The sequence below is a fragment of the Rhodococcus sp. SORGH_AS_0301 genome (assembly GCF_030818285.1).
In the GTDB taxonomy this organism is placed as follows: domain Bacteria; phylum Actinomycetota; class Actinomycetes; order Mycobacteriales; family Mycobacteriaceae; genus Rhodococcoides.
Map to the genome: position 1 here is coordinate 152,429 of NZ_JAUTAC010000002.1, position 11,084 is coordinate 163,512.

Sequence of the window (11,084 nt, forward strand, 5' to 3'; positions counted from 1 at the left end):
TCGAACGGCTCCGGTAATCTGTGTCCATGACCGATCCCATCCCCACCGGCAGCACCCCGAGCGGGTCGGCGAAGGGCCGACTGGTCCGCGATCTCGGCCTCTACACCGCCGCCCGGCTCGGTCTCATCGCTGTGGTCGCGGCCGTCATCTACTTCGGTGCCGCGCTGGTCGGGGTGACCGTGCCGCTGCTGATCGCCATGGTGTTCGCCCTGGTCGTCGCGTTCCCCCTGTCGCTCGTGCTCTTCAAGGGACTGCGCCGACGCGTCAACGAGGACATCGCCGCCGTCGACGAGAAGCGTCGCCGCGACCGCGAGGATCTGCACTCACGCCTGCGCGGAGAGTGACCGGGCGGCGAAAGCGCGGGCCAGGTGGTCGCGCTGCTCTATCACGCACCGTCGCAGAGCCGCGGGTACGTCCGGGTGACCCGAGAGCCAGCGATCGGCGTCCTCGCTGTGGGCGGCCGACGGGAAGAGCCCGATGACGAGTCGTCGAGCGATCTCGATGCTCCGCTCCCGCCAGAAGGTCGCCAGCAGGGCGTAGTACTGCTCGTCGAAGCGCTCGATCAGCGTGCGTGACGGTCCGGCGGTGAAGCCGCGGATCAGCGCCCCCACCCGCTCGTTGCTCAGGGCGTCCGAACCGGTCAGGGCGGCCCAGGTCGCCTCCTTCACCGACGCGACGGGCTGCGCCGCCACCGCGGCGGCGTACTGCACCTCACCGGCCCCCGTGCGGTCGGACTCGAGCACCGTCGCCAGCTCGGCCTCGTCGGTGTGACCGGTCGCCGACAGGGCGAACCACAGGCCCCAGCGCTGCTCGGCGTCCAGTTCGAGACCGTCGACGGAGTCCTCGCCGGAGAGCAACGCGCGCACCCTTCCGGCGTGCGACGGGTCGTGTGACGCCGCGGCCGAGAACGCCCGGAACCACTCGAGCTGCGCGTCCGACCCGGCCGGCGCCCCGGCGAGCTGCTCGGCCGCCGTCGCGGTCCACCGCTGCCGGACACCGTCCCGGTCCGCGGCGTAGTGCTCCACCGCGACCGCGGTGTCCGCGAGAATCGATCCGAGCACGGCCGGATGCGACTCGGTGGGTGCGAAGCGGACGGCGAGATCGACGTACGTCTGCGCAGGCAGTTCGGCATCACGCGTCGCGTTCCACCAGGAGGACCACACCAGCGCGCGGCGCAGGTCGTCGGGGATGCGGTCCAGCGACTGCATCGTCGCCTCCATCGACCGCGCGTCCAGGCGCACCTTCGCGTACGTGAGATCGCCGTCGTTCGGCAGGATCACCACGGCGTCGGGCAGTGTGAGCGGGGTCTCCGCGTCGGTGATGTGCACCGAGATCGGTTCCGCATCGACGAGGTGGCCGTTCTCGTCCGGCGACAGGCACGCGATGTCCAACCGCTGAGGACGCGGATCCGTCTGCGTGAGAACACCTCTGGTGCGGTCGTACAGCACGGTCGACACGCCGGTGGTCTCCAGCCAGGCGGCCGACCAGTCGTCGAGCGACCGACCGGCCGGTGCGGCCAGGGCGTCGAGAAGGTCGCGCAGGGTGGCCGTCCCGAAGGCCCGAGCGCGGAAGTACGCGCGGGCGCCCTCGAAGAAGGCCTCGTCACCGACGAAGGCCCCGAGTTGTTTGATCACGCTGGCGCCCTTGGCGTAGGTGATGCCGTCGAAGTTGAGCTTGGCCGCCTCGAGGTCGACGATGTCGGCGACGACGGGGTGGGTGGTCGGGAGCTGGTCCTGCGAGTAGGCCCAGGCCTTGCGGCGCAGGGCGAACGACACCCACGCGTCGGTGAACCGGGTGGCCGCGACCGAGGCGTACGCGCCCAGGTAGTCGGCGAGGGACTCCTTGAGCCACAGGTCGTCCCACCACTGCATGGTCACCAGATCGCCGAACCACATGTGCGCCATCTCGTGCAGGATCGTGTTCGCGCGCCGTGCGTACTGCGCTCGGGTGGCCGCGCTGCGGAACACGTACGACTCCGTGAACGTGACGCAGCCGGGGTTCTCCATGGCGCCGAGGTTGTACTCGGGCACGAACACCTGGTCGTACTTCCCGAAGGGGTAGGGGAACTCGAACGCATCGTGGAAGAAGTCGAGCCCGGCGCGCGTGACGTCGAAGATGTCGTCGTGGTCGAGGTGCTCGCCGAGCGACGCACGGCACCACGCGCCGAGTTCGATGGTGAGGTCGCCGCGGCGGTACTCCGACGTGGCGCGGTGGTACGGGCCCGCGACGACGGCCGTGATGTACGTGGAGATCGGCTGCGTGGCGGCGAAGTCACGGGTGGACGACCCTGCGTCGTCGGTGGTGGTCTCCTCCACCCGCTCGTTCGACAGCACCGTCCACTCGTCCGGTGCGCTCACCCGGAAGACGAACGGTCCCTTGAGGTCCGGCTGCTCGAAGTTCACGAAGACGCGCCGCGCGTCGGCGGGCTCGTACTGCGTGTAGAGGTAGGTCTCGCCGTCCGCCGGATCGACGAATCGGTGCAGGCCCTCACCGGTGCGGCTGTACCAGCCGCGGGCGTGGATGCGCACGGTGTTGCGGCTCCCGAGATCACGCAGCAGCACCCGCGCACCGTCGTACTGCACCTCCTGTTCGTGGTCGTTGACGATCACGCGGTCCACGCCGGCACCGAGGAAGTCCATCCACGTCGACGACGCGGTGGCCGCGAAGCTCACGGTGGTGACGGTGCCGAACTCGGCTCGGGTCCGTGCCTCGGTCAGGTCCAGCGCCACGTCGTATCGCACGTCGGACACCACCCGGGCGCGGTCGGCGGTCTCGGCGCGGGTCAGGTTCGCGGTACTCACACCTTCATGCAACACCACCGGAGGCGCGGCTCGCGACACACCACCGTCGCGGCGACCCGTGCCATCATGGGGCGCATGATTCTGGTGCTCAGATTGATCGTCACGGCGTTCGCGATCTGGCTGGCGGCGTCCTGGGTGGACGGCATCTCGATCGCGAGTTCGGGGCGCGGGCAGGGCTGGGACCTGGTGGTGCTGATCGGGATCGCCGCCGTGTTCACCGTGATCAACGCCTTGGTCAAGCCGATCGTGCAGTTGTTGTCGCTGCCCCTCATCGTGCTGACCCTCGGGCTGTTCCTGTTGGTGATCAACGCGTTGATGCTGCTGCTCACCGCCGCCGTCACCGAGAGCACCGGGTACGGGCTCACCGTCGACGGTTTCGGGTCCGCCTTCTGGGGCGCGGTGATCGTGTCCATCGTCAACTGGGTTCTCGGTGGACTGGTGCCGGACCGGCGATCGGCGCGCCGCTGAGGCTGCCGCCGACCGCGGTCAGTCCAGCCGCGCCACGAATGCCGTGATGGTCTCGCGAAGCTTGCCGACGCGCTCCTCGACCGGGGTGTCGTCGCGGTACTGCCGTCCCAGAGTCGGGGTCTTGATCCGTCGCGCGTACAGCGAGCAGGCCAGGTCCGAGCACAGGTAGGTGCCGACGGTGTTGCCGCGGCGGCCGGACTCACCGGTCTTGCGGGCCACCATCAGCGTGACGCCGCCGTTCTGATGCCCGGTGGTGCAGATGCTGCACATCTGAGACCGGCGCGAACTGCTCTCCGAACGCAGGGCGACTCCGACGAGCCGATCCGCGGTCGGCACGACGAGGAAGCTGCGGCCCGGATACGCGGGGTCGCTCCAGCCGAGGAAGTCCAGGTCGTCCCACGGGCGACGGTCCAGATCGGTGGGGACGGGGATGCGCTTCGCCTCGCCCTTCGAGCAGTTGACGAACGATGCCCGGATCTCGGGTTCGGTCACGGGGTCCATGGGACGACCGTAGAGGGAGATCATGACCGTCGGCAACGGAATTACCCGTCGCGCCGCGACTATCCGAGCAGCAGGCCGACGGTGGTCGCCACCGCCCAGACGAGCATCGCGAGACCCGAGTCGCGCAGCGCCGGAATGAGCGCGAGGCCCTGCTGCCGGGTGCGGACGGGGGCGTTGGCACGCCAGGCCAACGGGAAGGCGACGACGCCCAGCACGGCCCACGGCGAGTGCAGGAGCAGCAGCAGGCTGACGAGGAACGGCACGCCGAGCAGCGCGGCGTGCAGACCGCGGCTCCGGGCGTCGCCCAGCCGGACCGCGAGGGTGAGCTTGCCCGCCTCGGTGTCGGTGGGAATGTCGCGGATGTTGTTGGCCACCAGGACGGCGCTCGAGAAGCAGCCCATCGCGACGGCGCACGCGAGTCCCACGAGGTCGACGCGATCGGTGAGCACGAACTGGGTGCCGAGCACGGCGACGAGGCCGAAGAAGACGAAGACGGCGATCTCTCCGAGGCCGCTGTAGCCGTAGGGCTTCGATCCGCCCGTGTAGTACCAGGCTCCTGCGATGCACACGACACCGACGAGAACCAGCCACCAGGCCGTCGTCAGGGCGAGGACGAGCCCCGCGACGGCAGCGAGTGCGAAGCACGCCACGGCCGCGCCGCGGACGGCCGCCGGCGTCGCCAGCCGGGAGCCGACGAGGCGGATCGGTCCGACGCGGTCGTCGTCGGTTCCGCGGATGCCGTCGGAGTAGTCGTTGGAGAAGTTCACGCCGACGATGAGGGCGACCGACACGAGCAGTGCCACCGGGGCCTTCCACCACGTCACGTCGCCGGCCGCCGCTGCCGCACCCGCCGCGGCCACGACCGGTGCGATCGCGTTCGGAAGTGTGCGCGGCCGTGCGCCTTCGAGCCACTGGGATGCTGTCGCCATGTGTGGATCATTGCCTACGTGTGCCGATGCGGCCCCGCGCGGTCGTGTTGTGAGGCCCACCGCTCCCGGCGTATACTCCGGATGCGCCCTCGACCTCGGGGGTTTCTCACAGGCTTGTCGCCGTCGGCCGTGAACGTGGCACACGAATGCGGAACCGGTCCTTCGGTCGGTTCACCTGTCGCACCCCGGGGATGAACGATGGACGACATCACCAGTTCCACGATCGACGACGCCGTCGCGGCCATGACGGACGTCGAACTCGACCGCGCCATCCGCGCGCTCACACTGCGCCAGCGGTCACTGCTGCTCGGCGGTGACCTCGACACGGCCTGGGCGGTCACCGAGGATCTCGAGCGCTGCCTCGCCGCCCGGTGCGGTATGCCGCGAACCTGACACGCTCGAGCCCCAGAAGAGGCTCAGCTGGACCGCCTGCGCGGCCCACGACCCGGGTATCCGGTGTCGGTGGGCGGGACGGGATCGTCCTCGTCGGAGAATCCGACCGGTTGGAATTCCACCATCAGGAAGCGTTGTCCCGGAACACGTGTCGCCCGCAGGTCGACGACGGTCCACCCGCCGTCGACACGGCGCAGTCGCACGCCGGGGATCTCGGTGCGATGGTCCGCCCACTCGTGCATCTGCCGATAGGCCGACACGATGCGGGCGATGTCCGAGGGGTGCGGGGTGTCGCGCTGATCGACCTGCCCCTTCCACAGGATGTTCTCCACCGGATCCGTCAGCCACCGCACGACGCGCACGCGCTCGGTGTCGATGAGTGCGATCGCGGTGGGGGAGTTGCGCGTCAGCGACCGCAGCGCGAACGCCTCGACCGACGGTCCGGCCACCACGAGTTCGTCCGCGCGGAGCGAGATCGCCAACGCGTGCGACACGGTGTCGACGTACCGGCTGGCGTCGTCGGCGGACGAGGTGTCGAGCACCGTCCGCACCGCATTGCGCAGGGGCCGGGCACCGCGCGGGGTACGCAGCGCCACGGTGCCGTCCCAGCGGGTTCCGGGTTCCGCGTCGAGCAGAGCGACGAGGAGATACATCGCGCTGTCGGCGTCGTCCGCGTGGTCGAACAGCTCGAATGCCGGTGCGGCGAGCTTCGATGCCGGCTCCCGGCCCGTGACGCCGGCGATGCCGGGCGTGAACGCGAACTGTCGACGTGACGAGGACCAGTCGTAGCCGACGACGAGGGGTGGCGGTGCGTCGGAATCGTCACCGGCGTACAGCATCACGCCGTGGACGGCCTTCCGGGGACCCGGTACCGCGACGGCCCGCAGCGGACCGTGCAGTCCCGGCACGGTCTCGGCCGCGTCCTCGCCGCTCGCCGCGACGAACGCGGTCATCGCCCGCGCCGCGTCCGCGATGCGCTTGCTGCCGACGGCGCGGGAGAGCGCCGTCCAGTCCTTCGCCCGACCGTCCTTTGCGACGACGGTCCCCACGGGACCGGCATCGCCGTCGGGCGGTTCGGCGAGTGTCTCCACGACGATCCAGCCGTCGTGCGCGTCGGGAGCTGCTCCCGTCGCCTGCCTCGCCATCGTCACTGTCCTCCGAACCCACGAACAACCAAGCCCCCGACCCGGATGTACCGGGAGGACCTTACTCACCGTCACGGTCTCGGGCGGCTCGCCCCTCGGCGTGCGGGGGAAGATGTCATTCGGTCGGACTACACGCGACCAGCGTCGTTCGCGCCGCCGCGCGGTCCACCTTGCCCGGGCCGCGGGCCGGGAGCGCGTCCACGAACAGCACCTGCCGGGGTGCCGCGGCAGGGCCGAGCGCGTCGGCGACGGCCGCCCGGAGAGACTCCGGCGACAGCTCGACACCGGGCCGCAGCACCACCAGTGCGCCCACCCGTTCGCCCAGGCGCGGATCGGGAACGCCGACCACGACGCACTCGGCGACCCCGTCGATCCCCGCGACGGCGTCTTCCACCACTCGCGGTACGACGGTGAGTCCGCCCGTGGTGATGGCGTCGTCGGCCCTCCCGAGAATCTGCAGACGGTCGCCCCGCAGGCGTCCGAGATCATCGGTGCGGAACCACCCCGCCTCGGCGAACGCCGGGTGATCAGGCATTCCGCGGTAACCGTTCGCCAGTGTGGGTCCGCCGAGGCGCACCCGGCCGTCCGCCTCGAGGCCGACGGTCACGCCGTCCAGGGGAACGCCGTCGTAGACGCACCCGCCGCAGGTTTCGCTCATCCCGTAGGTGCGGACCACGGTGATCCCCGCAGCGAGTGCGCGGTCGAGCACGGGAGTCGGGGTCGCGGCCCCGCCGAGCAGAACGGCGTCGAGGGACGCGAGCGCCGCGACGGCGTCCGGACGATCGAGCGCCTTCACCATCTGGGTGGGGACGAGGGAGGTGTAGCGCCGGGGCCCGCTCATCGACGCGACCGCGCGGACGAGCTGCGCGGGGTCGAATCCCGTCGACACGTCCACCACCGCGGGTTCGTGGCCGGCGGCGAGGGAGCGCAGCACCACCTGCATCCCGGCGATGTGATGGGCCGGCAGCGCGAGCAACCACTGCCCCGGCCCACCCAGCCGGGCATGGGTGGCGGCGGCGCTGGCCCGGAGTGCGGCCGCCCCGAGCAGGGCCCCCTTCGGGGTTCCCGTCGACCCGGACGTCGCGAGCACCATCGCGGTACCCGGCTCCGCGGGAGTGCCCGGTGACAGCGCGTCGGCGAGGCGTCGACGCTCACGATCGTCGTCGGCGGGGACCGGCAGGACCGGCTCGGCGGTGCCGTCGAGCACGGCGCGCAGTCGCGGCAGCAGACCCAGCACCGCGTCTCCGCTGGGCACCGGGAGGACGGTCAGATCAGCCACGGCGTTGCGGATGGTCGGGCGGAACCTCGACCACGACGATGCGTGTGCCGTCGGGGTCGGCGATCCACATCTCCGTCAGTCCCCAGGGCTCGGTCTGCGGAGGCCGCACGACTTCGACGCCCGCCGCCTCGAGCTCGGCGCGTGCCGCCTCGATGTCACGCACCTGCAGCAGGATCGTCGCCATCGCACCCGCCGTCGGCTCGCCGTCAGCTGTCGACCGGCCTCCGGCCTGCCCGTGTCCGGCCACCTCGATCAGCGACTGCCCCGCGAAGAACACCACGCCACCGGGATACTCGCGGAAGATGCCGAGCCGCAACCGGTCCCGATAGAAGCTCAGGGTCTCGTCGACGTTTTTCGGCCGCAGAATGATCCGGCTCGCCAGCACCTCCATCGTCGGTCGCCTCTCAGAAGTACCAGGGGTAGGGAGACCAGTCCGGCTCACGCTTCTCGAGGAACGAGTCGCGACCCTCCACGGCCTCGTCGGTCATGTAGGCCAACCGCGTCGCCTCGCCCGCGAACAGCTGCTGCCCCACCAGCCCGTCGTCCTGAAGATTGAACGCGTACTTGAGCATTCGCTGCGCCTGCGGGGACTTGCCGTTGATCGTGCGCCCCCACTCGATGGCGACGGTCTCGAGGTCGGCGTGATCGACCACCTTGTTCACAGCACCCATCCGGTGCATGTCCTCGGCGGTGTAGGTGTCACCGAGGAAGAAGATCTCGCGAGCGAACTTCTGCCCCACCATCTTCGCCAGGTACGCGCTGCCGTATCCGCCGTCGAAGCTGCCCACGTCGGCGTCGGTCTGCTTGAAGCGAGCGTGTTCCCGGCTCGCCAGAGTCAGGTCGCAGACCACGTGCAGGCTGTGTCCGCCGCCCGCGGCCCACCCGTTGACGAGGCAGATCACGACCTTGGGCATCGTGCGGATCAGGCGCTGCACCTCGAGGATGTGCAGGCGTCCCGCGCGCGCCCGGTCCACGGTCTCGGCCGTGTCGCCGCTGGCGTACTGGTAGCCGGACCGCCCCCGGATGCGCTGGTCGCCGCCGGAACAGAAGGCCCACCCGCCGTCCTTCTCGCTGGGCCCGTTGCCCGTGAGGAGGACGGCGCCGACGTCGGAGGTCATCCGGGCGTGGTCGAGCGTGCGGTACAGCTCGTCGACGGTGCCGGGGCGGAAGGCGTTGCGCACCTCGGGGCGATCGAACGCGATGCGCACGGTGCCGTCGGTGACGTGGCGGTGGTACGTAATGTCCACCAGGTCCTCGAAGCCGGGGACCGCGGTCCACTGCTCGGGCTGGAACGGCGAGGTCTGATCGGTCACCCTCGACAGCCTAACGACGGACCGAATCGGACTCCGCGTTACCGTCGTCCGATGACCGACGATTCCCCCCACGGCGGATTCCCGAAGTTCACCAGGGCCACGCCGCCGCCGGACTACGGCCGGTTGATCGAGGCGTTGCGCACCGTCCAGGACCTCGCGGTGTCCACGGACCTGCCGGACGACCAGCTCGCCCTGGCCGCCGACCAGGCGGAGAAACTCGCCGCGACCATGGCGCCGTACGTGGTGCCGGAGGGTCTGTCACCGGCGGGCCGTGCGCTGGAGCTCCCGGGTCGCGGCAGTCTGCTGATGCTTCCGTGGACCATCGAGAAGTACGGCGCCGAGGGCGTACGGTCCACCGGTGTGTTCCGCCGGTTCCATCTCGGCGGCAACGGCGCAGCCCACGGCGGCACGCTGCCGTTGCTGTTCGACGACCTCTTCGGGCTGATCCAGCACGCGTACGGTCGCCCGATCAGCCGCACCGCCTTCCTGCACATCGACTACCGCGCCGTGACCCCGTTGAACGAGCAGCTCGTCGCCGAGGGGCACGTGACGAAGGTCGAGGGCCGCAAGACGTTCATCGAGGCCCGGTTGACCAAGCAGGATGGCACGCTCGTCGCCGAGAGCAACGCCCTCATGGTGCAGTTGCTCCCCGGCCAGCAGTGACGGCGGCACCCGCTCCCGGGCTCGACGAGATCGTCGCGTCGGCCCACGTGCTGTCGCTGCCCATGCGCACCCGGTTCCGCGGCATCACGACGCGGGAGGTACTGGTGTTCTCCGGACCCGCCGGATGGGGCGAGTTCGGCGCCTTCCCCGAGTACGACGACGCCGAGGCGTCGGCATGGCTGCGTGCCGGCATCGAGATGGCGTGGCAGGGCGCGCCCGATCCGGTGCGGGACCACGTCGAGGTCAACGCCACCGTGCCCGCGGTGCCCGCCCACGAGGTGCCCGCCGTACTCGCGCGCTATCCCGGCACGCGTACGGCGAAGGTCAAGGTCGCCGAGAAGGGCCAGACCCTCGACGACGACGTCGCACGAGTCGAGGCGGTCCGGGCGCTCGTCCCCACCGTGCGTGTCGACGCCAACGGGGGCTGGACGGTCGACGAGGCCGAGACGGCCCTGCGCGCCCTCACCGAGAACGGTGACCTCGAGTACGCGGAGCAGCCCTGCGCGACGGTCGAGGAACTCGCCGAGGTGCGCAGACGCGTGCGCGGAGTGTCGATCGCCGCCGACGAGAGCATCCGGCGAGCCGAGGACCCGCTGCGCGTGGTGCGGGCCGGGGCCGCCGACGTGGCCGTCGTCAAGGTGCCGCCGCTGGGCGGGGTGCGGGCGGTGCTGCGGCTCGCCGAGGAATTGGCGCAGTACGGCGTCCCCGTGGTCGTGTCGAGCGCCCTCGACTCGGCGATCGGCATGTCCGCGGGACTCGCTGCGGCGGCGGCCCTGCCATCGAGTGCCGCGTGCGGCCTGGGCACCGGCGCACTGTTCGTCACCGACGTGGCCGAGCCGCGAGCACTCGTCGACGGTCGGCTGCGGGTCGACACCGTCGTCCCCGATGCGGATCGACTCCGCGAGCTCGCCGCCCCGGACGATCGGCGGGCGTGGTGGCTGGAGCGTCTCGCCCGGTGCCATCCCCTCGCTCTGTTGTAGGGTCGCGCCGACCAGAAACCTTCTCCGAGAACGGCGTTTGCGCCCGACTCTCAACCAAGAGAACGGCCTCCGGCCTGACTCCCGACGACAGGATTGTTTCCCGTGGCATCACTGCAGACCACCCTCCTCGACGAGAACACCGCACCGGCCGTGCGCGCGGACGTCCGCGCGCTGATCGACGCCGAGGTCTCCGACAAGAAGGGCGCCTCCGGCCTGGCGGTCAAGGGCGGATACGGCGCCGTGAAGAAGGTCAGCCCCAGCGTCGTCGACGATGCGGTCGCCAAGCTGTGGCCGAGCTTCGTCGAGAAGCTCGACCCGTTCTGGCAGCGGTACCAGGCCGCGCCGACCGGCACGTTCGGTGAGTTCCTCGCCGCGAACGGTGACGAGGCGTCCGACGCGCTGTTGTCCGTCACCGACGCGCGCATCGACGAGACCAGCAAGTCGACCATCAAGAAGGCGTACTCCTCGCTCCGCCCGTCGGCGAAGAAGAACGTCACCGAGGCTCTCCCGCGCGTCGGCGCCCTGGTGCAGAAGTACGCAGCCTGACCCCCCGTGCGCCTTTCGCGTGTCCCCGGATGCGCGAAAGGCGCACGGAGGGCCGGATCGTCGATG

General features: G+C 70.5%; 13 protein-coding genes. 6 read left to right on the forward strand and 7 right to left on the reverse strand.

Annotation, left to right across the window (positions count from 1 at the left end):
* Nucleotides 1–26 precede the first annotated feature (26 nt).
* The gene (locus tag QE397_RS01495; protein ID WP_027504527.1) at nt 27–344 is read left to right on the forward strand and encodes a DUF4229 domain-containing protein; all 318 of its coding nucleotides are present in this window, start codon (nt 27–29) and stop codon (nt 342–344) included.
* Here the strand turns inward: QE397_RS01495 and pepN are convergent.
* Entirely contained in the window at nt 324–2,801 is a 2,478-nt protein-coding gene (gene pepN, locus QE397_RS01500) for an aminopeptidase N (RefSeq protein ID WP_307091224.1), read from the reverse strand. The two genes, QE397_RS01495 and pepN, sit on opposite strands and share 21 nt — an antisense overlap.
* A 75-nt stretch (nt 2,802–2,876) precedes the next feature.
* On the opposite strand from pepN, the gene QE397_RS01505 reads away from it, so the two are divergent.
* Complete coding sequence (locus tag QE397_RS01505) at nt 2,877–3,269, forward strand: phage holin family protein (RefSeq protein WP_056442327.1); 393 nt, start codon at nt 2,877–2,879, stop codon at nt 3,267–3,269.
* An 18-nt stretch (nt 3,270–3,287) separates the two neighbouring features.
* Here QE397_RS01505 and QE397_RS01510 read toward each other — a convergent pair whose 3' ends face one another.
* The gene (locus QE397_RS01510) at nt 3,288–3,770 is read right to left on the reverse strand and encodes an FBP domain-containing protein (RefSeq protein WP_027504530.1); all 483 of its coding nucleotides are present in this window, start codon (nt 3,768–3,770) and stop codon (nt 3,288–3,290) included.
* Between the two features lie 59 nt (nt 3,771–3,829).
* Nucleotides 3,830–4,699 carry a 1,4-dihydroxy-2-naphthoate polyprenyltransferase gene (locus QE397_RS01515; protein ID WP_307091227.1) on the reverse strand — a complete coding sequence of 290 codons (870 nt, stop codon included), beginning with the start codon at nt 4,697–4,699 and terminating at the stop codon, nt 3,830–3,832.
* A gap of 198 nt (nt 4,700–4,897) precedes the next feature.
* Between QE397_RS01515 and QE397_RS01520 the strand changes: the two genes are divergently transcribed.
* Nucleotides 4,898–5,092 carry a hypothetical protein gene (locus QE397_RS01520; RefSeq protein WP_037184696.1) on the forward strand — a complete coding sequence of 65 codons (195 nt, stop codon included), beginning with the start codon at nt 4,898–4,900 and terminating at the stop codon, nt 5,090–5,092.
* A 23-nt stretch (nt 5,093–5,115) separates the two neighbouring features.
* On the opposite strand, the gene QE397_RS01525 is transcribed toward QE397_RS01520, so the two are convergent.
* The 4 genes from QE397_RS01525 to QE397_RS01540 all read right to left on the reverse strand — a co-directional run bounded on the left by QE397_RS01525 (nt 5,116) and on the right by QE397_RS01540 (nt 8,829).
* Complete coding sequence (locus QE397_RS01525) at nt 5,116–6,237, reverse strand: GAF domain-containing protein (RefSeq protein ID WP_307091229.1); 1,122 nt, start codon at nt 6,235–6,237, stop codon at nt 5,116–5,118.
* A 115-nt stretch (nt 6,238–6,352) separates the two neighbouring features.
* Entirely contained in the window at nt 6,353–7,516 is a 1,164-nt protein-coding gene (menE, locus tag QE397_RS01530) for an o-succinylbenzoate--CoA ligase (RefSeq protein ID WP_307091231.1), read from the reverse strand.
* The gene (locus QE397_RS01535) at nt 7,509–7,907 is read right to left on the reverse strand and encodes a VOC family protein (protein ID WP_307091233.1); all 399 of its coding nucleotides are present in this window, start codon (nt 7,905–7,907) and stop codon (nt 7,509–7,511) included. Before QE397_RS01535 ends, menE begins: the two co-directional genes overlap by 8 nt.
* Nucleotides 7,908–7,920: 13 nt before the next feature.
* Complete coding sequence (locus QE397_RS01540) at nt 7,921–8,829, reverse strand: 1,4-dihydroxy-2-naphthoyl-CoA synthase (RefSeq protein ID WP_373425200.1); 909 nt, start codon at nt 8,827–8,829, stop codon at nt 7,921–7,923.
* 51 nt (nt 8,830–8,880) lie between these two features.
* On the opposite strand from QE397_RS01540, the gene QE397_RS01545 reads away from it, so the two are divergent.
* The 3 genes from QE397_RS01545 (at nt 8,881) to QE397_RS01555 (ending at nt 11,018) form a co-directional block, all read left to right on the forward strand.
* Nucleotides 8,881–9,492 (forward strand): PaaI family thioesterase, encoded by a 612-nt coding sequence (locus QE397_RS01545; protein WP_027504536.1) that lies wholly within the window; start codon nt 8,881–8,883, stop codon nt 9,490–9,492.
* Nucleotides 9,489–10,472, forward strand: coding sequence for an o-succinylbenzoate synthase (locus tag QE397_RS01550; protein WP_307091235.1), 984 nt, complete (start codon nt 9,489–9,491; stop codon nt 10,470–10,472). The genes QE397_RS01545 and QE397_RS01550 overlap by 4 nt, the downstream gene beginning before the upstream one ends.
* 102 nt (nt 10,473–10,574) lie before the next feature.
* Nucleotides 10,575–11,018, forward strand: a complete 444-nt coding sequence (locus QE397_RS01555; RefSeq protein WP_037184699.1) for a hypothetical protein — start codon at nt 10,575–10,577, stop codon at nt 11,016–11,018.
* Nucleotides 11,019–11,084: the final 66 nt, after the last annotated feature.